At 60.6% G+C, this 21,625-nt stretch carries 22 protein-coding genes; 11 read left to right on the top strand and 11 right to left on the bottom strand.

The window, feature by feature from the left end; genetic code table 11:
- Positions 1-153: 153 nt before the first annotated feature.
- Entirely contained in the window at positions 154-714 is a 561-nt protein-coding gene (locus CKW30_RS09195; protein WP_024012001.1) for a glycine cleavage system protein R, read from the top strand.
- Between the two features lie 10 nt (positions 715-724).
- Positions 725-1,198 (top strand): peroxiredoxin, encoded by a 474-nt coding sequence (locus CKW30_RS09190; protein ID WP_056783542.1) that lies wholly within the window; start codon positions 725-727, stop codon positions 1,196-1,198.
- A gap of 119 nt (positions 1,199-1,317) precedes the next feature.
- On the opposite strand, the gene CKW30_RS09185 is transcribed toward CKW30_RS09190, so the two are convergent.
- Together CKW30_RS09185 and CKW30_RS09180 are read right to left on the bottom strand one after the other, a co-directional pair.
- Complete coding sequence (locus CKW30_RS09185; protein ID WP_041478862.1) at positions 1,318-2,388, bottom strand: AI-2E family transporter; 1,071 nt, start codon at positions 2,386-2,388, stop codon at positions 1,318-1,320.
- 32 nt (positions 2,389-2,420) lie between these two features.
- Complete coding sequence (locus CKW30_RS09180; protein WP_041478863.1) at positions 2,421-2,660, bottom strand: sulfurtransferase TusA family protein; 240 nt, start codon at positions 2,658-2,660, stop codon at positions 2,421-2,423.
- Between the two features lie 96 nt (positions 2,661-2,756).
- Between CKW30_RS09180 and CKW30_RS09175 the strand changes: the two genes are divergently transcribed.
- Complete coding sequence (locus tag CKW30_RS09175) at positions 2,757-4,190, top strand: M48 family metalloprotease (protein ID WP_095180604.1); 1,434 nt, start codon at positions 2,757-2,759, stop codon at positions 4,188-4,190.
- Between the two features lie 80 nt (positions 4,191-4,270).
- On the opposite strand, the gene CKW30_RS09170 is transcribed toward CKW30_RS09175, so the two are convergent.
- The 4 genes from CKW30_RS09170 to rpoE form a co-directional block, all read right to left on the bottom strand.
- Positions 4,271-5,704, bottom strand: a complete 1,434-nt coding sequence (locus CKW30_RS09170; protein ID WP_095180603.1) for a DegQ family serine endoprotease — start codon at positions 5,702-5,704, stop codon at positions 4,271-4,273.
- A gap of 208 nt (positions 5,705-5,912) precedes the next feature.
- Positions 5,913-6,878 carry a MucB/RseB C-terminal domain-containing protein gene (locus CKW30_RS09165; protein WP_095180602.1) on the bottom strand — a complete coding sequence of 322 codons (966 nt, stop codon included), beginning with the start codon at positions 6,876-6,878 and terminating at the stop codon, positions 5,913-5,915.
- A gap of 8 nt (positions 6,879-6,886) precedes the next feature.
- On the bottom strand, positions 6,887-7,474 hold the full coding sequence (locus CKW30_RS09160) for a sigma-E factor negative regulatory protein (protein ID WP_008077804.1): 588 nt from the start codon (positions 7,472-7,474) through the stop codon (positions 6,887-6,889).
- A 30-nt stretch (positions 7,475-7,504) separates the two neighbouring features.
- On the bottom strand, positions 7,505-8,086 hold the full coding sequence (rpoE, locus tag CKW30_RS09155) for an RNA polymerase sigma factor RpoE (RefSeq protein WP_003172477.1): 582 nt from the start codon (positions 8,084-8,086) through the stop codon (positions 7,505-7,507).
- A gap of 556 nt (positions 8,087-8,642) precedes the next feature.
- Between rpoE and nadB the strand changes: the two genes are divergently transcribed.
- Complete coding sequence (gene nadB / locus CKW30_RS09150) at positions 8,643-10,259, top strand: L-aspartate oxidase (RefSeq protein ID WP_095180601.1); 1,617 nt, start codon at positions 8,643-8,645, stop codon at positions 10,257-10,259.
- Here the strand turns inward: nadB and CKW30_RS09145 are convergent.
- Together CKW30_RS09145 and CKW30_RS09140 are read right to left on the bottom strand one after the other, a co-directional pair.
- Complete coding sequence (locus CKW30_RS09145) at positions 10,228-10,680, bottom strand: protein YgfX (protein ID WP_095180600.1); 453 nt, start codon at positions 10,678-10,680, stop codon at positions 10,228-10,230. The two genes, nadB and CKW30_RS09145, sit on opposite strands and share 32 nt — an antisense overlap.
- Positions 10,664-10,918 (bottom strand): succinate dehydrogenase assembly factor 2, encoded by a 255-nt coding sequence (locus CKW30_RS09140; protein ID WP_007911418.1) that lies wholly within the window; start codon positions 10,916-10,918, stop codon positions 10,664-10,666. The genes CKW30_RS09145 and CKW30_RS09140 overlap by 17 nt, the downstream gene beginning before the upstream one ends.
- A gap of 150 nt (positions 10,919-11,068) precedes the next feature.
- On the opposite strand from CKW30_RS09140, the gene CKW30_RS09135 reads away from it, so the two are divergent.
- Together CKW30_RS09135 and CKW30_RS09130 are read left to right on the top strand one after the other, a co-directional pair.
- Positions 11,069-12,010 carry a folate-binding protein YgfZ gene (locus tag CKW30_RS09135; protein ID WP_095180599.1) on the top strand — a complete coding sequence of 314 codons (942 nt, stop codon included), beginning with the start codon at positions 11,069-11,071 and terminating at the stop codon, positions 12,008-12,010.
- 34 nt (positions 12,011-12,044) lie between these two features.
- Positions 12,045-12,866 (top strand): HDOD domain-containing protein, encoded by an 822-nt coding sequence (locus CKW30_RS09130; RefSeq protein ID WP_016770675.1) that lies wholly within the window; start codon positions 12,045-12,047, stop codon positions 12,864-12,866.
- Positions 12,867-12,979: 113 nt separating this feature from the next.
- Here CKW30_RS09130 and CKW30_RS09125 read toward each other — a convergent pair whose 3' ends face one another.
- Both CKW30_RS09125 and CKW30_RS09120 read right to left on the bottom strand, forming a co-directional pair.
- On the bottom strand, positions 12,980-14,365 hold the full coding sequence (locus CKW30_RS09125) for a sensor histidine kinase (protein WP_039760888.1): 1,386 nt from the start codon (positions 14,363-14,365) through the stop codon (positions 12,980-12,982).
- A complete protein-coding gene (locus CKW30_RS09120) occupies positions 14,358-15,029 on the bottom strand; it encodes a response regulator (RefSeq protein WP_024011992.1) in 672 nt (223 codons plus the stop codon). The genes CKW30_RS09125 and CKW30_RS09120 overlap by 8 nt, the downstream gene beginning before the upstream one ends.
- 445 nt (positions 15,030-15,474) lie before the next feature.
- On the opposite strand from CKW30_RS09120, the gene CKW30_RS09115 reads away from it, so the two are divergent.
- From CKW30_RS09115 to CKW30_RS09100, 4 genes are read left to right on the top strand one after another with little or no spacing between them, the layout of a single operon-like run.
- Positions 15,475-16,452 (top strand): tripartite tricarboxylate transporter substrate binding protein, encoded by a 978-nt coding sequence (locus CKW30_RS09115; protein ID WP_024011991.1) that lies wholly within the window; start codon positions 15,475-15,477, stop codon positions 16,450-16,452.
- Positions 16,453-16,507: 55 nt separating this feature from the next.
- Positions 16,508-16,966, top strand: coding sequence for a tripartite tricarboxylate transporter TctB family protein (locus tag CKW30_RS09110; protein ID WP_095180598.1), 459 nt, complete (start codon positions 16,508-16,510; stop codon positions 16,964-16,966).
- A gap of 1 nt (position 16,967) precedes the next feature.
- A complete protein-coding gene (locus CKW30_RS09105; protein ID WP_016771277.1) occupies positions 16,968-18,482 on the top strand; it encodes a tripartite tricarboxylate transporter permease in 1,515 nt (504 codons plus the stop codon).
- The gene (locus CKW30_RS09100) at positions 18,475-19,509 is read left to right on the top strand and encodes an AbrB family transcriptional regulator (protein WP_056783516.1); all 1,035 of its coding nucleotides are present in this window, start codon (positions 18,475-18,477) and stop codon (positions 19,507-19,509) included. Before CKW30_RS09105 ends, CKW30_RS09100 begins: the two co-directional genes overlap by 8 nt.
- A gap of 119 nt (positions 19,510-19,628) precedes the next feature.
- Here CKW30_RS09100 and ung read toward each other — a convergent pair whose 3' ends face one another.
- Positions 19,629-20,321, bottom strand: a complete 693-nt coding sequence (gene ung / locus CKW30_RS09095; RefSeq protein ID WP_095180597.1) for a uracil-DNA glycosylase — start codon at positions 20,319-20,321, stop codon at positions 19,629-19,631.
- Between the two features lie 132 nt (positions 20,322-20,453).
- On the opposite strand from ung, the gene CKW30_RS09090 reads away from it, so the two are divergent.
- Entirely contained in the window at positions 20,454-21,566 is a 1,113-nt protein-coding gene (locus CKW30_RS09090) for an enoyl-CoA hydratase/isomerase family protein (RefSeq protein ID WP_095180596.1), read from the top strand.
- The last annotated feature ends 59 nt before the right edge of the window (positions 21,567-21,625 follow it).

Below are 21,625 nucleotides of genomic sequence, written 5' to 3'. Positions count from 1 at the left end.
AGGCCCCGTTCCTGCGTCGCATCGACGCGCTCCCGCACAGTGGAGCGAGCCGCGAACGCTGGCCGGGGCTCTTTATACGGACCGCCAGAACAGGCACGCCCGGCCACCAATGCCCGTCAACCTACCGACCGCTCATCGCTTTAGGAATGCTGCATGTCCACCCCCACAGTTCGCGAACAATTCCTTGTCATCAGTGCCCTCGGCGCCAACCCCATGGAGCTGACCAACGTCCTGTGCCGCGCCAGCCATGAAAACCGCTGCGCCGTCGTCACCTCTCGCCTGACCCGCCACGGCGAGTGCAGCGCTCTGGTGCTGGAAGTTTCCGGTAGCTGGGACGCCCTCGCGCGCCTCGAAGGCAGCCTGCCATTGCTGGCCAAGCGTCACGCTTTCACCGTCAACGTGGTGCGCAGCGCCGCTCTGGAAAATCGTCCGCAAGCGCTGCCTTACGTGGCTTACGTCAGCTCGGCGTATCGCCCGGACATCATCAATGAGCTGTGCCAGTTCTTCATGGACCATAACGTCGAACTGGAAAACCTCACCTGCGACACTTACCAGGCTCCCCAGACCGGCGGCACCATGCTCAACGCCACGTTCACCGTGACCCTGCCGGCCAACACGCAGATCAGTTGGCTGCGCGATCAGTTCCTCGATTTCGCCGACGCGATGAACCTGGATGCCCTGATCGAGCCTTGGCGCCCACAAAACCCAATGTAAGGAAGCTTTCATGGCCGTTGTCATCGACCAACCGGTTGCGGATTTCACCGCGCCTGCGACCAGCGGGCAGACCTTCAGCCTGTCCGAACTCAAGGGCAAGCAAGTGGTGATCTATTTCTACCCGAAGGACAGCACCCCGGGCTGCACCACTCAAGGCCAGGGCTTTCGCGATCAATATGCGGCATTCAAGGCTGCCAACACCGAAGTCTTCGGCATTTCCCGCGACAGCTTGAAGTCGCACGAAAACTTCAAAGGCAAACAGGAATTCCCCTTCGAGCTGATCAGCGATAAGGACGAGGCGGTTTGCCAGCTGTTCGACGTGATCAAGCTGAAAAAGCTGTATGGCAAGGAATACCTGGGCGTTGATCGCAGCACTTTCCTGATTGATAAGGACGGTGTGCTGCGTCAGGAATGGCGTGGCGTGAAAGTGCCGGGGCATGTTGATGCCGTGCTGGCGGCGGCTGAGGCTCTGAATAAAGCCTGATGCTTTTGCTGCGTCGTCACCGACGCCATCGCTGGCAAGCCAGCTCCCACAGGGTTCAGCACATACAAAACCTGTGGGAGCTGGCTTGCCAGCGATGAGGCCAAAAGCCTCACCCCGATTTAAAGCAACGGCGCCACCACCGGCTCCTTGCGCGGCCACGCATCGAGCACAGCCTTGAACAGCGTCGCCAGCGGGATCGCAAAGAACACACCCCAGAATCCCCACAATCCGCCAAACAGCAGCACCGCGCAGATAATTGCCACCGGATGCAGGTTCACTGCTTCCGAAAACAGCAACGGCACCAGCACGTTGCCGTCCAGCGTCTGAATGATTCCGTAGACCGCCATCAGGTAGATGAACTGATCGCTCCAGCCCCACTGGAACAGCGCAATCAGCAGCACCGGCACGGTCACCACTACCGCACCGACATATGGCACCACCACCGACAAGCCGACCAGCAACGCCAGCAGCGCCGCGTAGTTCAGGCCCAGCGCGATGAAGGCGATGTAGGTCACGCCGCCGCAAATCACGATCTCGATGCCTTTGCCACGTATGTAATTGGCGATCTGCCGGTTCATTTCCTGCGCGACGCGGGTGATCAGCGCGCGCTCGCGAGGCAGATAGCCACGCACCCACTCGCCGATCATGGCCCGATCCTTGAGGAAGAAAAACACCAGAATCGGCACCAGCACAAGGTAGATCATGATGTTCACCAGCAGCGGCAAACTCGACAACGAGAAAGTCAGTGCCCACTGGCCAAACTTGCCAATCTCGCCCCGCGCCGCTTCGATCGCTTGCAAGACTTGCTCGTCAGACACCAGATGCGGATAGCGCTCTGGCAATAGAAGCAGCAGCGACTGCCACTTGGCGAGCATGCCCGGCAACTCGTTGAACAGCGTGATCAACTGATGCCACAGCAGCGGCAGCACCACGACAATAAACAGCATCAGCGCGCCCATGAACAGCGCAAACACCAGCCCCACCGCCACCCCGCCGGGCACACGCAGCCGCTCAAGCGTCACCACCAGGCCTTGCATCAGATACGCCAGCACCATGCCCGCCAATACGGGCGCGAGCATGCCGCCGAGGGTAAGCACGGCGGTGAAGGCGAGAACCAGCAGCACCGCCAGCACCACGGCTTCTTCATCGGAGAAGTAGCGCTGAATCCAGTCGCGTAACACTTTGAACATCAATAATCCCTTCGATCGTTAACGCGCTCGCGTCAGGCTTTTTTCAACCAGTAACGGTAGACGCCAGCCTCGTCTTCTTCGCGCAACAGCGCATGACCGGCCAGTTTGGCAAAGGTACGGAAGTCGCGTTGCGAGCCGGCATCGGTAGCGATCACCTTGAGCACAGCGCCGCTGTGCAGTTTGTTGAGTTCCATTTTTGCCTTGAGCAACGGCAACGGACAGTTCAGGCCACTGGCGTCCAGTTCCACGTCATGGGCTACAGCGTCAGTCATTGCGTCACTCCGGTTCGTTGTCGAGCTGCCTAGAATATCTGGTCGCGGCTTCGGTGTCCGGCTACAGTAAGGTCTTTGTCCTCCAAGGCTTTGTGCATGACTTTTCTGCGCCCTACCCTGCTGACGCTCGCTTGCCTGCTCGCCTCACCAGGCTTTGCCGACGATCTGCCGTCACTCGGCGACGCCAGCTCTGCCATTGTCTCGCCGCAACAGGAATACCAGCTCGGCCGCGCCTGGCTGGCCATGCTGCGCAGTCAGGTTTCCCAGCTCAACGATCCGCAGCTCAAGGACTACGTCGAATCCAGCGTGTACAAGCTGGTCGAGACCAGTCAGGTTTCCGACCGACGCCTGGAATTCATCCTGATCAATAGCCCACAACTCAACGCCTTTGCAGCGCCGGGCGGCGTGGTCGGGGTCAACGGCGGTCTTTTCCTCAACGCCCAGACCGAGGGTGAGTACGCCTCGGTGCTCGCTCACGAATTGGCGCACTTGTCGCAACGCCACTTTGCTCGCGGGGTGGAAGCCTCACAAAGAATGCAGGTGCCGATGATGGCCGCGTTGCTGGCCGGCATTGTCATTGCGGCGGCCGGCGGCGGTGATGCCGGCATCGCCACGATCGCTGGCACCCAGGCTGCGGCGTTGCAGGAACAGCGGCGCTTCTCGCGACAAAACGAACAGGAAGCGGATCGCATCGGCATCCTCAATCTGGAAAAGGCCGGTTACGATCCGCGCTCAATGCCGACCATGTTCGAACGCCTGATGCGCCAGTACCGCTTCGACGCCAAACCGCCGGAATTCCTCCTGACTCACCCGGTCACCGAATCGCGTATCGCCGATACCCGCAACCGCGCCGAGCAGGCGAAACCGGGCGGCATCGAAGACAGCATGCGCTACCAGTTGATCCGCGCGCGGGTGCAGTTGATCTACGAAGAAACCCCGGGGCTGGGCGCCAAGCGTTTCCGCGCCCTGCTCGATGAAAACCCGAAAAACGATGTCGCGCGATACGGCCTCGCCATCGCGCAAATCAAGGGCGGCCAGCTGAACGAAGCCCGCGAAAATCTCAAGCAATTGTTGGCCAAGTCGCCCAACGAGCTTATCTACAACCTCGCTCAGGTCGATCTGGACATCACCAACAATCGCCTGCCCGATGCACAATCACGGGTCGACCGCATGCTCACGCAGTTCCCGGGCAACTATCCGCTGAATCAGGTGCGTGTCGATCTGCTGTTGAAACAGAATCGCGCCGCCGATGCCGAGAAGGCGCTGGACAGCCTGCTCAAGTCCCGCCCGGATGATCCGGACGTCTGGTATCAGGTTGCTGAAACCCGTGGCTTGTCGGGCAACATCATCGGCCTGCATCAGGCGCGAGCCGAGTATTTTGCGCTGGTCGGCGATTACCGCCAGGCCATTCAGCAGTTGGACTTCGCCAAGCGCAAGGCTGGCAACAACTTCCCGCTGTCCTCGCGCATCGATGCCCGCCAGCGTGAGCTGATGGAGCAGGAACGCATGGTCAAGGACATGATGGGCTGAGTCTTTCCAGGCAAGACAAAAGCTGCAGACACAAAAAAACCGCCTCTTTCGAGGCGGTTTCCTTTTACCTTGTTGCTGGCTTATTCAGCCAGTTTGAAGGTGATGAAGCTGGCACGGCCCTGACGCAGCACGCGCATCGACACCGAACGGTTCTTCGGCAACGCCTTGGCGATGTCGGTGAACTCCTTGGCCGAGCCGATGGCCTGGTTGTTCAGGTGAGTAATCACATCACCCGGCTGCAGACCGATCAGGGCCGCAGGACCGTCCTGCACTTCCTTGATCACCACACCACCTTTGAGGTCGTAGGCTTTCTTCTGCTCGGAGGTCAATTCGCCGACCGCAACACCCAAGCGGTTGCTGCTGCTTTCCGCGCCGGATTTCGGCAGTGCGTCTAGCTCTTTATCCTCGTCCGGGATTGCGCCGACAGTCAGCTCGACGTTCTTGCGCTTGCCTTCTCGAATCACTTCCAGATTAGCTTTGGCGCCAGCCTTCAGCGCGCCGACCAGATGCGGCAGATCGGCAGACATGACGATCGGCTGACCGTTCATGCTCAGGATCACGTCGCCAACCTGCAGGCCGCCCTTGGCCGCAGGGCCGTCATCCTGGATCTGCGCTACCAGCGCGCCAGCTGGCTTGTCCAGACCAAATGACTCGGCGAGGTCCTTGTTCACTTCCTGAATGACCACGCCCAGCCAGCCGCGGCTGACTTTGCCACCGCTTTTGAGCTGATTGGAAACGTCCATAGCCACGTCGATCGGGATGGCAAACGAAACGCCCATGAAGCCACCGGAGCGGGTGTAGATCTGCGAGTTGATGCCGACCACTTCACCGTTCAGGTTGAACAGCGGGCCACCGGAGTTGCCCGGGTTGATCGGCACGTCGGTTTGAATGAACGGCACATAGTTTTCGTTTGGCAGGCTACGACCGACGGCGCTGACGATGCCTTGGGTCACGGTGTGGTCAAAGCCGAATGGCGAACCGATCGCGACGACCCACTGGCCAGCCTTCAGATCCTGGGATTTGCCGAGCTTGAGCACCGGCAGATCCTTGCCTTCGATTTTCAGCAACGCCACGTCGGAACGTGGATCGGTGCCGACCAGCTTGGCTTTCATCTCACTGCGGTCAGCCAGACGGACGAGGATTTCGTCAGCATCGGCGATCACGTGGTTGTTGGTGAGGATGTAGCCGTCCGGCGAAATGATGAACCCCGAACCCAGCGATTGCGCTTCACGCTGACGCCCGTCGCCACGCGGTGAGCGCTGCTGAGGCGGCATGCCGCGCTCGAAGAATTCGCGCAGCATCGGTGGCAGGCCTTCCAGATCCGGCATCTGCTGATTCACGCGACGGTCCGGCAGTTTCTGCGTGGTACTGATATTCACTACCGCTGGCGACGCTTGTTCGACCAACTGGGTGAAATCAGGCAGATCGGCCGCTTGCGCAGCAGGGACCGCCTGACCGAGCAACAGCACGGTGGCGAAGATGGAAAGATAAGATTTCAAACTAGGTATCGACATACAGCTCCCGTTACGACGAGCAGGGTTAAGCGATATGGAGCAAAGGAACACCGGAAACCACAGACCGGTATTTTTGTTCCGGGAACAACAAACAAGGCCAGAGCCGTGAGGCTCTGACCTATAAAAAATTTTCAGGGGTTTTGCAAATGAAAATGCTCAGCAAACATTTCGACGTCTCGACGACGAGGTGGAAATGACTGAAATCAGCTCACTGCTTGCTGGTCGCAGCGCCATCGTTGTTACGCATCGATAGAGCAATTCGTTCGGCGGTGCCAATCGGGATTTCGCCAACCACCGTGACCATCATTTCACCTTGCGGTGTAGTCAAACGACGGGATACCGCGACGGTCGGACCCAACTGAGTGCGGGTGTCGGTGACGGTGGCACCGTTCAATGGCTCAAGGAACACCGAGAAACGCGCCAGGCCATCGTCATACATCAAGCTGCTGACCTGGGTATTGGTCTGCGCATCCTTGTGCGAACTGCTGCTGGTCAGCTCGAAGCCGGGCGGCAGCCAGTCCGAACGCCAGTTTTGCACGGTCTTCGCCGCAGAAGCCTTGTCGCTTGCGATGTTGATCGGCTTGCAATCGGCGTCAGCCAGCAAATCCTTGTCCGACGGGACTTCATCGGTGTCGAGGCTGGTGAACTGAAAGCGCTCGAGCAATTGCCCTTTATCGTTCAACAGCAACGACTTGAGCGGCAGGCCGGTTTTCTTGTCCAGATGCAGCTCGAAACCGTATCGGTGCTGATCACGAGGGGTCAGCGACACGATCACTGCATCACGACCGGCCACGCGCGACTTGCCAATGACAGCAAGGTCATACCAATTCTTCAGCTTTTTGGGGTCCAGCGCACGGGCGGCAGCGTTGGGCGAGTCACCCAATCCCGCAATCAGTGTGCCGCTGACGCATTGAGTTCGTCCATCAATGCGCACGACTTCCTGAGCCGAACCGTCGAGCTGCAATAACCGCTCGCGGACCTGGCCATTCTGGACACGATGCCAGATGTTGTGCGTGGAAAAACTGCCGTTGCGCTCGTAAACGAAAGTACCGTGAAAGCTTTGCTGCTGCTCGGCCTGGCCCAGACGGGTCAACCAGTCCTGGGCCTCGTCAGCGTGGGCTGGAACGATGAACCAGCCACTGAGCAGAAGCGAAAGTAGAGGGATGGCGCGCATGATCCTCCTTAACGGTTTTCCAGGCTTGCGGCACGTGCGTATGGCAGCGCGCTTTCAGTTCCTTTGAGTGCAGCCTGCTGAGCGTGCTGACGCAGATAGCCTGGCAGACGCTGATCATGCCAGCCTGGCTGTCCTTGCAGAACGCCGTTAGCCATAGGACCAGTCGCTTCCGAGCTTTCGCTGTAACCAGCCAGAACTGCCGGACCTTTGACCTGTGGAGTGGCCAGAGTAGGCTGATTCGACTGCTGGGCCAGTTCAACACCAGCGATTTCGTCCTGGTTGTACAGGCGAACACCGGCCAGAACGGCCACGGTTACCGAAGCGGCAACAGCGAGGCGACCCAGGTTGCGCCATGGGCTGCGGGATACTTTGGCCGGAGCCGTTTCGTCTTCCAGCGCAGCGGACACTGCCGCAGCGATATCCAGACGCGGAAGCAGCAGATCCTTGTGCATGGCTGCCCGAGCGATCTGGTAACGAGCCCAGGTCTCACGGGTATCAACATCATCCAGTGCGCTAAGCACTCGACGCAATTCCAGTTCGTCCGCTTCGTTATCCATCACTGCGGACAGCGATTCCTGCAGGGCTTCACGACTCATGGCGTTCCTCTCTTGGCTGTCGCCGCTGTCTCAGTTTTCCTGCAACAACGGTTGCAGGGCTTTGTCGATGGCCTCCCGAGCGCGGAAAATCCGGGAGCGCACGGTACCCACCGGACACTGCATGACGCTCGCAATGTCCTCGTAACTCAGACCATCGAATTCACGTAAAGTTAAAGCCGTACGCAAATCCTCTGGCAGTTGCTGGATGGTCCGATGGACGGTGCCTTCGATCTCATCCCGCAGCAATGCACGTTCTGGTGATTCGAGATCCTTGAGGCCGTGATCGCCATCGTAGAACTCCGCATCCTCCGAACTTACATCGCTATCCGGCGGCCGACGGCCGCGGGAAACCAGGTAGTTCTTTGCCGTGTTAATGGCAATACGGTACAGCCACGTATAAAACGCACTGTCACCGCGGAAATTTCCAAGTGCCCGATACGCCTTGATAAAGGCTTCCTGAGCAACGTCCTGGGCTTCATGGGTGTCGTGCACAAAACGCACGATCAACCCGAGAATTTTGTGCTGATATTTCAGCACCAGCAGATCGAAAGCTCGCTTGTCGCCACGCTGTACGCGTTCGACCAGCTGCTGATCCTCTTCCTGGGTTAGCATGAACACTCCTCGATAAGCCCGGAGGAGACTTGCATTACTAAACGACCAGACTTGCAAACATAGACTCGGGCTTTTCGCAAAAGTTCTCCCCCTCCAAGCAAGTTTCCTGCGAGCTCTGATTTGGCACGCACGAAAAACGCAGCGCGGGATAAACCGGCTGCGCGAATAATCTTGTTATCGGTTTCGCCGGCAGGAATCCAAACGCAGATCCCGCACTGAAGCCGACACTGTCCCTGGTTTCTGGCACCGTCTATTGATCTTGGGCCTTTGGCAAAAGTTCCAATTATTTATAGCCGTACCCACCTGACATTGCGCAACCCTGCTCGGAAAAGTCTGTTTCAGCTCCGATACAGGTGTCTTTTTCCCAAACCGGCAAAAAAACTTCCGACGAAGCACAGCGCTTTTTACCGCGCAGTAGTCTCACAATGCCATCTGGGCCTGGCTATTGTGCCGCCCAACCCCTCTATATACTAGTGGGCTGTGTGGCTGTCTTGACTCGCCGATCCAGCTGTCTTGCGCCAACCCCGACCCGGGTCGCTTTGAGCGGAATCCTGAAATGAGCCAACAGTTCCAACACGATGTTCTGGTGATTGGCAGCGGTGCTGCCGGTTTGACTCTCGCTTTGACCTTGCCCGGTCATCTGCGCATTGCCGTATTGAGCAAAGGCGATCTCGCCAACGGTTCGACATTCTGGGCCCAGGGTGGCGTTGCCGCCGTGCTCGACGATACCGATACTGTCGAATCCCACGTCGACGACACCCTCAACGCCGGCGGCGGCTTGTGTCACGAAGACGCTGTGCGTTTCACCGTCGAGCACAGCCGCGAAGCCATCCAATGGCTGATTGACCAGGGTGTGCCGTTCACCCGCGACGAACAGTCCGGCACTGAAGATGGTGGTTTCGAATTTCACCTGACACGCGAAGGCGGCCACAGTCATCGGCGCATCATCCATGCTGCAGACGCCACCGGTGCCGCGATCTTCAAAACCTTGCTGGCCCAGGCCAAAGAGCGCGAGAACATCGAACTGCTGGAACAGCGGGTGGCCGTTGATCTCATCACCGAGCGCCGCTTGGGCATGGAAGGCGATCGCTGCCTGGGCGCTTACGTGCTGAACCGCGCCACGGGCGAAGTCGACACCTACGGCGCACGTTTCGTGATTCTGGCCTCGGGCGGCGCAGCCAAGGTCTACCTTTATACCAGCAACCCCGACGGCGCCTGCGGTGACGGCATCGCCATGGCCTGGCGCTCCGGTTGCCGGGTGGCGAACCTGGAATTCAACCAGTTCCACCCGACCTGCCTGTATCACCCGCAAGCCAAGAGTTTCCTGATCACTGAGGCGTTGCGTGGCGAAGGCGCGCATTTGAAGCTGCCCAACGGAGAGCGCTTCATGTATCGCTTCGACAAACGCGCCGAGCTGGCGCCTCGTGACATCGTCGCGCGGGCCATCGACCATGAGATGAAGCGTCTGGGTGTCGACTGCGTATATCTCGACATCAGCCACAAGCCTGAATCGTTCGTAAAAACTCACTTCCCGACTGTTTATGAACGCTGCCTGGGCTTCGGCATCGACATCACCAAACAACCGATCCCGGTGGTCCCCGCCGCGCACTACACCTGTGGCGGGGTGATGGTCGATCAGCACGGTCGCACCGACGTGCCCGGCCTCTACGCCATTGGCGAAACCAGCTTTACCGGCCTGCACGGCGCCAACCGCATGGCCAGCAATTCGCTTCTGGAATGCTTCGTTTATGCCCGTTCGGCAGCAGCGGACATTCTCGCGCAACTTGATGAGGTCGCGGCACCAAACGCCCTGCCCGTCTGGGATGCCAGTCAGGTGACCGACTCGGATGAAGACGTGATCATCGCGCACAACTGGGACGAGTTGCGCCGATTCATGTGGGACTACGTCGGCATCGTGCGCACCAACAAGCGCCTGCAACGGGCGCAGCACCGGGTGCGTCTCCTGCTGGATGAGATCGATGAGTTTTACAGCAACTATAAAGTCAGCCGCGACCTGATCGAGCTGCGCAATCTGGCACAGGTTGCCGAATTGATGATCAGCTCAGCCATGGAACGCAAGGAAAGTCGCGGGCTGCACTACACCCTCGACTATCCGGATATGCTGCCCGAAGCGCTCGACACTATTCTGGTGCCGCCCACCTACGCCGGCTGAACTTGAGCCGCACTCGCAGGCGTCGGTGCAGATCCGCCGCCTGCGAGTCACGTGGTACGCAGATCGACCTGACCCGCCACTCTCCGCGCAAACGAAAGCGCAACACCACAATCAATGGCAGCGCCAGACTGTCCGGGCGCAGTTGCACCGCTTGCCAGCCATCAGCCTGATTCCAGACCTGCCAGCCATCGCCATCGCGGCGCAAGCCGCAGAATGCTTTCGGGTGGTTCAGCAGAATCTGCCGTGGCAGCACCCAAAAACCATGCAGCGCACAGACGCAAGCGCCGAGCAGACTGGCCCAGAGTGGAATCGACAGAAGAAACAACGAGCCCATGGCGAACGCCTGGGCCAACAGATACGCCGCCAGCAACTGCCGTGAGGCATGCCAGCGGCATTCGAACGTATTACTTGGGCTGGACACGATCCAGAATCATCCGGACCATGCGTTGCAGCTCGGGATCTTCCGACTCGCTGCGCTCCATGAACCAGCCGAACATGTCCTGATCCTCACAGGTCAGCAAACGCACGTACAGATCGCGATCCACTTGATTCAACGTCGCGTAAACCTCCTGCACGAACGGCACCAGCAGCACGTCAAGCTCAAGCATGCCGCGACGGCTGTGCCAAAAGAGGCGATTCAGTTCAACTTGTTCGACCATGGAGCCCTCCTCGAATTTGCCGGGCAGTATACAGCCCCGGCGCGAGCCGCACAGTCGGCTTTGGTCGGGCACCCGTGATCCTTTATCAACTACCCATTTCAACCCTGCCCCCTTATGATGTGCCCCAGTCTATTTACCCTGCGATGACCCATGGCCGATTCTGCTTTTTTCTGCACCCTGTCTCATGAAGGCGTACTCGCGGTTCGCGGTGCGGACGCCGGAAAATTCCTGCAAGGCCAGTTGACCTGCAATATCAATTACCTGAGCGACACCCGCGCCAGCCTCGGCGCCCGCTGCACACAGAAAGGCCGGATGCAGTCGAGCTTCCGTATTCTGCTCGAAGGTGACGGTGTGGTGATGGCGATGGCCAGCGAGCTGCTCGAGCCGCAACTGGCCGACCTGAAAAAGTACGCAGTGTTCTCCAAATCGAAACTGACCGATGAAAGCGCCGCCTGGGTGCGCTTCGGTCTGGCGCATGGCGACGCAGCCCTGACCAGCCTCGGTCTGGCACTGCCCGCCGAAACCGACAGCGTTGTGCGCAACGAAGGCCTGATCGCAATTCGCGTTTCGCCCGAGCGCGCCGAACTCTGGGTGCCTGCCGCTCAGGCGCAAAGCGTGCAAAGCCAACTGTCGACTGCGCTGCCTGAGGCCGAACTGAATCAATGGCTGCTGGGCCAGATCCGCGCCGGTATCGGCCAGGTCATGCCTTCCACCCGCGAGCTGTTTATCCCGCAGATGCTCAATTTGCAGGCGGTCGGCGGCGTGAGTTTCAAGAAAGGCTGCTACACCGGCCAGGAAATCGTCGCGCGCATGCAGTACCTGGGCAAACTCAAGCGGCGCCTGTACCGCCTGCGCCTCGACGCGGCCGAGTTGCCGGAGCCCGGCACTCAGTTGTTCGCGCCCAGCCACAACAGCTCGATCGGCGAAGTGGTGCTGGCGGCCAATGCCGAAGGAAACATTGAACTCCTGGCCGTGTTGCAGGCCGAAGCTGCCGAAGCCGGTGACTTGCATCTGGGCGCCCTCGAAGGCCCCGCGTTGCACGTGCTCGACCTGCCTTACGAACTGGATCGCGACCGCGAAATCCAGCGTTGATCGCAGCATTGTTGCAACACCCTAGAGAGTCCAAATGAGCGAACTGGCGGAAAAGGTCCAACAGGATTTGGTTGCGGCCATCGATAACGATGACCTGGTTCTGCCAACGTTGCCGGAAGTGGCCCTGCAAATTCGCAAGGCCGCCGAGGATCCGGAAATCAGCGTCAGCGATCTGAGCAAAGTCATCGGCCGCGACACCGCGCTGTCGGCGCGCCTGATCAAAGTGGTCAACAGTCCGCTGCTGCGCGCTGCGCAGGAAGTCACCGACCTGCACACCGCCATCACCCGTTTGGGCATCAACTACAGCAGCAACCTGGCTATCGGTCTGGTGATGGAGCAGATCTTCAATGCCCGCTCCGAGGTGGTCGAACAGAAGATGCGCGAAGTCTGGCGCAGCAGTCTGGAAATCGCTGGCGTCAGCTATGCCCTGTGTCGTCGTCACACTCAGCTCAAACCCGATCAGGCGGCACTCGGCGGGCTGGTGCATCAGATTGGCGTGCTGCCGATTCTGACTTACGCCGAAGACCACAATGAACTGCTCTCCGATGCGGTCAGCCTGACCCATGTGATCGAGCAGATTCACCCATTGCTGGGCGAGAAATTGCTGCGGGTCTGGGAGTTTCCCGAGCGCCTGGTGCATTTGCCATTGCTGTATCAAGACTTCAGCCGCGACTCGACGCGCATCGATTACGTCGATGTCGTGCAGGTGGCCAATTTGTATTGCCGCAAGGACACCGATCATCCGTTTGCGCGGATTGACCCGTTTAGCGTGCCGGCCTTCAGAAAGCTGGGGATTGATCCGGAGAACAAGCAGTTCTGCGCGGATCTGGAAGAATCGCGGTCGATGTTCTACTGACCTGTAGTGAGGGGATTTATCCCCGTTGGGTTGCGCAGCGACCCTAGACTCTGCGATGCGAACCGCGACTGCTGCGCAGCCGAGCGGGGATAAATCCCCTCGTCACAAAAGCACTACCCGGCAATAAAACTGACCCGCACCTTCAACCCTGCCTGCTCGCCATCATGCAGGGTGATCTGCGCCAGATGCGCGCGACAGATCTCGCCGACAATCGCCAAGCCCAGACCTGAACCGGCGACCTGCTGATTACGCCGGTAAAACCGCTCGAACACCCGATCGCGCTCATGCAGCGGGATCCCGGGCCCGTCGTCCTCAACCTCAAGCACCGCCGGCGCCGTCACCCGCAAAATCACGTTGCCGCCCGGCGGCGTGTGCGCCAGCGCGTTGTCGACCAGATTGCTCAACAGTTCATTGAGCAGCGTCGGCTCACCGCGCAGCCACACCGGTTCATCCGCCTCCAGCGCCAACGCCACACCCCGTTTGTGCGCCAACGGCGCCATGGCCATGCCCAGCTCTCGGGCCAATTGACTCAGATCGAGCAACTGCGCGCCGCCCTCGGCAATCGCCCGCGCACCGTTTTCGACCCGGGCCAGCGACAGCAGCTGATTGGCCAGATGGGTCAGGCGATCGGTGCTTTGTGCGGATGACTCAAGGGTGGTGCGCCAGGTTTCCGGTTCGTTTGAGCGCAGGCCCAATTCCAGGCGTGCCTTGAGTGCCGCCAGCGGCGTGCGCAACTCGTGAGCGGCATCGGCGATGAACTGCGCCTGCCGCTCGAACTGGCCGCGTAGCCTTTCGGTGAAATGATTGAGCGCGCGGACCAAGGGTCCCAGTTCATGCTGCACTTCCACCAGCGGCAGCGGCCGCAAGTCGTCGGGCTGGCGTTCCTCAACAGCGGTTCTTAACCGCTCCAGCGGCCGCAACGCCGCACTCACCGCGAACCACACCAGCAGCAATGCACCCACGGCCAGCATGCCCAGGCGCAGCAACGTATCGGCCGCCAGACTGCGCGCCATGCTGACCCGCGCTTCGTCGGTTTCAGCCACGCGGATCTCCGCCATGCCGTTCATGTTCGGCTCGCTTACGGCCTTGAGCAGGCTGACCACACGCACGTTCTGGCCGTTGTACTTCGCGTTGTAAAAGCGCGCGAGCGCCGGATAGCTGTCGGTGCGCGGCGTGCCGGGCGGTGGCCCGGGAAGATTTTCGTAGCCGGAAATCAGCTTCTGGTGAATGTCGTTGACCTGGTAATAGATGCGCCCGGCGCTGTCGTAGGCGAAGGTGTCCAGCGCCACGTAAGGTACATCGGCGCTGAGGCTGCCATCGCGCTGCGACAACCCGGCAGCGATGGTGCGTGCCGAGGCCAGCAGCGTTCGGTCATACGCGGTGTCGGCGGCTTCGCGACCGTTCCAGTAAGCGCTCAAGCCGCTGGCGAGCATCAGCACCACCAGCAACCATCCAAGGTTCCACAGCAACCGCCAGCGCAGGCTGCTGGGCTTATGCATCGCGGCTTTCCAGCAGATAGCCGAGGCCACGGAAGGTGACGATGGCCACGGGCTGGCCATCGAGTTTCTTGCGCAAGCGGTGCACGTAGATTTCGATGGCGTCGGGGCTGGCTTCTTCGTCGAGGCCGAACACCTGCGCGGCCAGTTGCTCCTTGCTCATCACTCGCCCCGGCCGCGCGATCAACGCTTCGAGAACGGCTTGCTCGCGCGAGGTGAGGGTCAGCAGTTCGTCGCCGAGGGTGAAGCGCCGCGTATCGAGGTCGTAAGCCAGCACACCACAGCGCTGCTGACGCTCGCCGCCCAGCACACTGCGGCGCAGCAAGGCTTTGACCCGCGCTTCCAGTTCCGTCAGTTCGAACGGCTTGGCCAGGTAGTCGTCAGCACCGAGATTGAGGCCATGCACGCGATCCTTGACGTCGCTGCGCGCGGTCAGCATCAACACCGGCAGGTTTTTGCCGCGTGCACGCAGCCGCGCCAGCACCTCGAAACCGTCCATGCGCGGCAGGCCTACGTCGAGGATCGCTACGGCGTATTCCTCGCTGCCCAACGCCAGGTCGGCAGCTACGCCATCGTGCAACACATCCACCGTCAGACCGGTGCTCTTGAGCGCCTGAGCCACGCTTTCGGCCAGTTGCAAATGGTCTTCGACGAGCAGGACACGCATGGATTTTTACCTCGTTCAGGGTTGGCCGACGCCACGCTTTGTCGCGGAGTTTACAGCCGCAACCGCCGCTGTGAAGCCCGAAAAACCGTGAAAGACAATTGAAAGGTTGTTGAAAGGTTAGCCGGTTAGAGTCGGCCCACGGACAGTTTCGACTGTCGCCGCTGCCGCCACACAGCGCAACGAAAAACGCCATGAAGCGTTTTCGACTCATAAGAACAATAACGGAGTACCCCAGCATGCCCTCCATGCGCACCAAGGCTGTAATGCCTGCTCGCCTTGCTCGATTCCACCGTTGCACCGTCGGCTTCTCGCCGCAGTCCTGTTTCCCCTCCGTTGTTTCAGTCGTTGCGCGCGCGCCGCGAGAAAACTGCGCCTGCCGCTAGGTTTTCGCGTTGCCCTTTGGTCATTCGGTCCATCCATAACAACAACTCCTCTGGAGACTCAAATGAACGTATCACTGCGTAAAGTTGCTCTCGCCGCTGGCGCGATGCTGTTTGCCGGCCAACTCATGGCCGAGCCGAAACGTCCGGAATGCATCGCCCCCGCCTCCCCCGGCGGCGGTTTCGACCTGACCTGCAAACTGGTGCAGAGCGCACTGGTCAACCAGAAGTTGTTGAGCAAGCCGATGCGCGTGACCTACATGCCCGGCGGCGTCGGCGCGGTGGCGTACAACGCGGTGGTGGCACAACGTCCGGCGGATGCCGGCACGCTGGTGGCGTGGTCGAGCGGTTCGCTGTTGAACCTGGCCCAGGGCAAGTTCGGCCGCTTCGATGAAACCAACGTGCGCTGGCTCGCGGCCGTCGGCACCAGCTACGGCGCCATCGCAGTGAAAAGCGATTCGCCCTACAAGACCCTCGACGATCTCGTCCAGGCGTTGAAGAAAGATCCAGGCTCGGTGGTTATCGGCTCCGGCGGCACCGTCGGCAGCCAGGACTGGATGCAGACCGCACTGATCGCCAAGGCTGCCGGTATCAACCCGCGCGAACTGCGTTACGTGGCACTCGAAGGCGGTGGTGAAATCGCCACGGCCCTGCTCGGCGGCCACATTCAGGTCGGCAGTACCGACATCTCCGACTCCATGCCGCACATCCAGAGCGGTGACATGCGCCTGCTCGCGGTGTTCTCGGACAAGCGTCTCGACGAACCGGAAATGAAGGACATCCCGACCGCTCGCGAGCAAGGCTACGACATCGTCTGGCCAGTGGTGCGCGGCTTCTACCTCGGGCCAAAAGTCAGCGACGAAGACTACGCCTGGTGGAAAGACTCGTTCGACAAACTGCTGGCTTCCGACGAGTTCGCCAAGCTGCGCGATCAGCGTGAGCTGTTCCCGTTCGCCATGACCGGCCCGGAACTGGACACCTACGTGAAGAAGCAGGTCGCCGACTACAAAGTGCTGGCCAAAGAGTTCGGCCTGATCCAGTGATCGTCTCTGTCTAGTGGCTGCGTCTCCTACGCGGGGACGCAGCACAGGAGCTCCCATGCTTATTCAACGCATTTTCGCCTCGGTGTTGCTGCTGGTGTGTGCCGGCCTGGCACTGATGGCGTGGCCGTACCAAGCGGCTTTTTCCTATGAACCGGTCGGCCCACGCGCCTTTCCGCTGCTGATGCTCGGCCTGATGGGGCTGGCGCTGCTGTACATGGTGGTTCGCCCGGCACCCATCAAACACAACCCGGATGAGCCGCCGCTGGATCGCGAAACCCTGACCAAGATCGGTCTGTGCGTGGTGTTGCTGCTGGTGTTTGCCGGCACCTTCGAACCCCTTGGCTTCATCGTGGCCAGCATCATTACCGGCGTACCGATGGCCCGTCTCTATGGCGGCCGCTGGCTGCCGAGCGTGGTCATCATCAGCCTGATGGCGGTTGGTCTCTATCTGCTGTTCGATCGCTTGATGGATGTTCCGCTGCCCCTCGGCCTGCTCAGCGTCCTGGAGAACTGATATGGATACCCTTGGCTATTTGGGTCAGGGCTTCGGCGTCGCGCTGAGCCCGTACAACCTGGTGACCGCCCTGTGCGGCACCCTGATCGGCACCGTCGTCGGCCTGTTGCCGGGCCTCGGTCCGATCAACGGCGTGGCGTTGCTGATTCCGATCGCGTTCGCGCTCGGCCTGCCGCCGGAGTCGGCGTTGATCCTGCTCGCGGCGGTGTATCTGGGCTGCGAATACGGCGGCCGGATCAGCTCGATCCTGCTGAACATTCCGGGCGAAGCCTCGACTGTAATGACCACCCTCGACGGCTACCCTATGGCCCGCAAAGGCATGGCCGGTGTGGCACTGTCGCTGTCGGCGTGGAGTTCGTTCATCGGCGCGTTCATCGCCACCTGCGGCATGGTCCTGTTTGCGCCGCTGCTGGCGAAATGGGCGATTGCCTTCGGACCGGCGGAATACTTCGTGTTGATGGTGTTCGCAATTGTCTGTCTCGGCGGCATGGCCGGTGATCGACCGTTGAAGACCTTTATTGCGGCGCTGATCGGCCTGTTCCTTTCCACCGTCGGCATCGACGCCAACAGTGGCGTGTACCGTTTCACCGGCGACAACATTCACCTGACCGACGGCATCCAGTTCGTCGTGCTGGTGCTGGGTCTGTTCTCGATCAGCGAAATCCTCCTGCTGCTGGAAAAGACTCACCACGGCCAGGAAGCGGTGAAAGCCACCGGCCGGATGATGTTCAACTTCAAGGAAGCGGCGTCGGTTTTCGTCGTCAACGTGCGCTGCGGCGTGCTCGGTTTCATCATGGGCGTGTTGCCCGGTGCCGGCGCAACGCTCGCCAGTGCCGTGGCCTACATGACCGAGAAGCGCATCGCTGGCACCAGCGGCAAATTCGGTGAAGGTGATCCGCGTGGTCTGGCCGCGCCGGAGACCGCGATCGGCGGCGCGGCGTGCGGCGCTCTCGTTCCGATGCTGACCCTCGGCGTTCCGGGTTCGGGCACCACGGCGGTGATGATCGGCGCGCTGTCGCTGTACAACATCACCCCGGGTCCACTGCTGTTCCAACAGCAACCGGACATCGTCTGGGGTCTGATCGCGTCGTTGTTCATCGCCAACGTGATGCTGGTGATCCTCAACATCCCGATGATCCGCGTATTCACCCGCATCCTCGCCGTGCCGAACTGGGCGCTGGTGCCGATCATCGCGATCATCACCGGGATCGGCGTTTACGCGGTGCACGCGACCACCTTCGATCTGTTCCTGATGATCGGTATCGGCATCTTCGGTTACATCCTGCGCAAGCTGGATTTCCCGCTGTCGCCACTGCTGCTGGGCTTCATCCTCGGTGGCCTGATGGAGCAGAACCTGCGTCGCGCGCTGTCGATCTCCAATGGCGCGCTGGAGATTCTCTGGTCGAGTCCGATCACCTTCGGTTGCTGGATCCTCACCGCGATCATGCTGCTGATGCCGCTGATTCGCATCTGGCGTAAACGTTCGGCGGCACGGCGCGTCATTGCCGATGTTTGATCGCTTGTCCCTGAAAGCCTGGTGGGGCACCCCGCTGGTCGGTCTGCTTGGCGGTTTCATCGCCAGTCAGATCGGCTGGCCGCTACCGTGGATGGTCGGCTCGTTGCTGGCGATCATCCTGGTGCGCTGCCTGACGCCGTGGCAACTGGCGGAAATCCCTGGCGGGCGCAAGTGCGGCCAGTGGATCGTCGGCATCGGTATCGGCCTGCACTTCACCCCGCTGGTGATGGAACAGGTGCTCAGCCATTTCGGTTTGATTTTCTTCGGTGCATTGGTCACCAGCCTGTCGGCAGTGGTCGGCGTGTGGCTGATGCGCCGCACCGGCGAGGATCGCGCCACGGCTTTTTTCTCAAGCATGCCCGGTGGTTCCGGGGAGATGGTCAACCTCGGCGCGCGTAACGGTGCACTGCTCAGCCATGTCGCGGCCGGGCAGAGTCTGCGGGTGTTGGTGGTGGTGTTGTGCGTGCCGGCGGCGTTCAAGTATCTGCTCGGTGACGGCACGCCGATTTCTCACGCCGGCAGTGTCGATTGGCGCTGGCTGGCGATTCTGTTTCCGGCGGGCGCCCTGCTCGCCTGGCTCTGGCAGCGTCTGCGCCAACCCAATCCATGGCTGTTCGGGCCGTTACTGGTCAGTGCGGCGGTGAGCATTACGTGGGATCTGCACATCGGTTTGCCCAATGGCGGCAGTCAGATCGGCCAATGGCTGATTGGCAGCGGTCTGGGCTGTCACTTCAATCGGCAGTTCTTCCGCCGCGCGCCGTCGTTCATGGGCCGGACGTTGATCGGCACGGCGCTGACCATGTTGATCGCGTCGCTGGCGGCGCTGGGCTTGAGTGCATTGACCCATCTGGATCTGCGTTCGCTGACCCTGGGCATGATGCCCGGCGGGATCGCCGAGATGAGCCTGACGGCGGAGACCCTGCAACTGTCGGTGCCGCTGGTGACGGCGATGCAGGTGATGCGGCTGTTGTTTGTGCTGTTTCTGGCGGAGCCGTTGTTCAAGTACTGGAATCGTCATCCCGCCTAAGTCTGCGAGATCGGGTCGCTCTTTTCGCGAGCAGGCTCGCTCCCACAGGGGGTTTGTGGCTTGCACACAATTCCTGTGGGAGCGAGCCTGCTCGCGAAGGGGCCAACCCGGTCGACACATCAAATCGGTGGCAAGCGCCAGTCGATCGGCGTTTCGCCATTCTGTTCGAGAAACTTGTTGGTCCGGCTGAAATGCCCACAGCCCAAAAACCCGCGATAGGCCGACAACGGCGACGGATGCACCGAGGTCAGCACCAGGTGCTTGGTCGCGTCGATCAGCTTCTGCTTGCTCTGCGCATGGGCGCCCCAGAGCATGAACACCAGATGCGGCTGCCGCTCGCTGACCACCTCAATGATGCGGTCGGTGAAGTGTTGCCAGCCCTTGTCCTTGTGCGCGTTGGCGTTGGCGCGCTCAACCGTCATGGTGGTGTTGAGCAGCAGCACGCCCTGTTCGGCCCAGCTCTGCAGGTAGCCGTGGTTGGGAATGTCGATATTGAGGTCGCGTTTCAGCTCTTTATAGATGTTGACCAGCGACGGCGGCACCGGCACGCCCGGTTGCACCGAGAAACACAGACCGTGGGCCTGGCCCGGGCCGTGGTAAGGGTCCTGGCCGAGGATCACCACTTTCACCTTGTCCAGCGGCGTCGAATTCAGCGCATTGAAAATCAGCGGTCCCGGCGGATAGATCTCCTTGCCGGCTGCCCGCTCCTGCTGCAGAAAGTTGCGCAACTCTGCCATGTAAGGCTGGTCGAACTCAGCACGCAGTGCCTCCTTCCAGCTCGGTTCGAGTTTGATACGGTCGTCAGCAGTCATGGTCATTTCCGGCAAAAACAATGGGGCGAACCCTAGGAAAGCCGACCACGCTTGTCAATTGATCTGACGCAGATCCGGCACTTTCCCCCATAGCGATCATACTGATCGCTCAAATTCCCGATCGAGGTCACGATGAATCTGCACTTCGAAGAACTTACCGGCACCGACGGCGCCCGCATCGGCATCGCCAGCCTGGATGCCGAAAAATCGTTGAACGCGCTGTCACTGTCGATGATCAACGCCCTCAGCGACAAATTGAACGCCTGGGCTAATGACCCGCAAATCGTCTGCGTGCTGCTGCGCGGCAACGGCGCCAAAGCCTTCTGCGCCGGCGGTGAGGTGCGCAGCCTGGTCGAAGCCTGCCGCGCTCACCCCGGCGAAGTCCCGCCGTTGGCCGCGCAGTTTTTCAGCGCGGAATATCGCCTCGATTACAGCCTGCATACCTATCCCAAGCCGCTGATCTGCTGGGGTCACGGTTATGTGCTCGGTGGCGGCATGGGCCTGTTGCAGGGCGCCAGCACGCGGATCGTCACGCCGAGCAGCCGTCTGGCGATGCCGGAAATCACTATTGGACTGTATCCGGACGTCGGCGCCAGTTGGTTTCTCGCCCGATTGCCGGGCAAGCTCGGCTTGTTTCTCGGCCTGACCGGCGCGCACATCAACGGCCGTGATGCGCTGGATCTGGATCTGGCCGATCGCTTCCTGCTCGACGAACAGCAACCGCAATTGATCGAAGGCCTGCTGCAATTGAACTGGCAGGAACAGACCGCCATGCAGCTCAACAGCCTGCTCAAGGCTCTGCAGCAGGAGGCACTTGAGCAAATGCCCGAAGCGCAGTGGCTGCCGCGTCGCCAGCTGATCGACGAACTGCTCGACGTCAGCGACGTCACCTGTGCGTGGAAAGCCATCAGTCTGCACCGCGACAGCAGCGATCCATTGATCGCCCGAGCGGCGAAAACCATGACCGAGGGCTCGCCGCTGACCGCGCATCTGGTCTGGGAACAGATCAGCCGCGCGCGGCACATGTCGCTGGCCGAAGTATTCCAGATGGAATACACCCTGAGCCTCAATTGCTGCCGTCATCCGGAATTCAGCGAAGGCGTGCGGGCGCGTTTGATCGACAAGGATCAGAAGCCGCATTGGCACTGGCCGGACATCAATAACGTGCCGGATGCGGTGGTCGAGGCGCACTTTCATAAAGTCTGGGAGGGGCGGCATCCCTTGGCGGATCTGACCCAGTATTGAGGTGACGCGAGGCCCGCGATGGCGACTGGATTGCCATCGCGGGCCGGCTCAATCGGTCA

The organism is Pseudomonas sp. Irchel 3F6 (genome assembly GCF_900187595.1).
Classification (GTDB): Bacteria; Pseudomonadota; Gammaproteobacteria; order Pseudomonadales; family Pseudomonadaceae; genus Aquipseudomonas; species Aquipseudomonas siliginis.
The sequence above is the reverse complement of the archived record's forward strand: the minus strand, read 5'-3'. Positions and strand labels throughout refer to the sequence as shown.

Coding starts and splice junctions, on each gene's coding strand:
- CKW30_RS09195 (WP_024012001.1), top strand. CDS start 154: ATGTCCACCCCCACAGTTCGCGAACAATTCCTTGTCATCAGTGCCCTC.
- CKW30_RS09115 (WP_024011991.1), top strand. CDS start 15,475: ATGAACGTATCACTGCGTAAAGTTGCTCTCGCCGCTGGCGCGATGCTG.
- CKW30_RS09125 (WP_039760888.1), bottom strand. CDS start 14,365: ATGCATAAGCCCAGCAGCCTGCGCTGGCGGTTGCTGTGGAACCTTGGA.
- ung (WP_095180597.1), bottom strand. CDS start 20,321: ATGACTGCTGACGACCGTATCAAACTCGAACCGAGCTGGAAGGAGGCA.
- CKW30_RS09130 (WP_016770675.1), top strand. CDS start 12,045: ATGAGCGAACTGGCGGAAAAGGTCCAACAGGATTTGGTTGCGGCCATC.
- CKW30_RS09100 (WP_056783516.1), top strand. CDS start 18,475: ATGTTTGATCGCTTGTCCCTGAAAGCCTGGTGGGGCACCCCGCTGGTC.
- CKW30_RS09110 (WP_095180598.1), top strand. CDS start 16,508: ATGCTTATTCAACGCATTTTCGCCTCGGTGTTGCTGCTGGTGTGTGCC.
- nadB (WP_095180601.1), top strand. CDS start 8,643: ATGAGCCAACAGTTCCAACACGATGTTCTGGTGATTGGCAGCGGTGCT.
- CKW30_RS09140 (WP_007911418.1), bottom strand. CDS start 10,918: ATGGTCGAACAAGTTGAACTGAATCGCCTCTTTTGGCACAGCCGTCGC.
- CKW30_RS09160 (WP_008077804.1), bottom strand. CDS start 7,474: ATGAGTCGTGAAGCCCTGCAGGAATCGCTGTCCGCAGTGATGGATAAC.
- CKW30_RS09170 (WP_095180603.1), bottom strand. CDS start 5,704: ATGTCGATACCTAGTTTGAAATCTTATCTTTCCATCTTCGCCACCGTG.
- CKW30_RS09180 (WP_041478863.1), bottom strand. CDS start 2,660: ATGACTGACGCTGTAGCCCATGACGTGGAACTGGACGCCAGTGGCCTG.
- CKW30_RS09090 (WP_095180596.1), top strand. CDS start 20,454: ATGAATCTGCACTTCGAAGAACTTACCGGCACCGACGGCGCCCGCATC.
- CKW30_RS09185 (WP_041478862.1), bottom strand. CDS start 2,388: ATGTTCAAAGTGTTACGCGACTGGATTCAGCGCTACTTCTCCGATGAA.
- CKW30_RS09120 (WP_024011992.1), bottom strand. CDS start 15,029: ATGCGTGTCCTGCTCGTCGAAGACCATTTGCAACTGGCCGAAAGCGTG.
- CKW30_RS09190 (WP_056783542.1), top strand. CDS start 725: ATGGCCGTTGTCATCGACCAACCGGTTGCGGATTTCACCGCGCCTGCG.
- CKW30_RS09175 (WP_095180604.1), top strand. CDS start 2,757: ATGACTTTTCTGCGCCCTACCCTGCTGACGCTCGCTTGCCTGCTCGCC.
- CKW30_RS09165 (WP_095180602.1), bottom strand. CDS start 6,878: ATGCGCGCCATCCCTCTACTTTCGCTTCTGCTCAGTGGCTGGTTCATC.
- rpoE (WP_003172477.1), bottom strand. CDS start 8,086: ATGCTAACCCAGGAAGAGGATCAGCAGCTGGTCGAACGCGTACAGCGT.
- CKW30_RS09135 (WP_095180599.1), top strand. CDS start 11,069: ATGGCCGATTCTGCTTTTTTCTGCACCCTGTCTCATGAAGGCGTACTC.
- CKW30_RS09105 (WP_016771277.1), top strand. CDS start 16,968: ATGGATACCCTTGGCTATTTGGGTCAGGGCTTCGGCGTCGCGCTGAGC.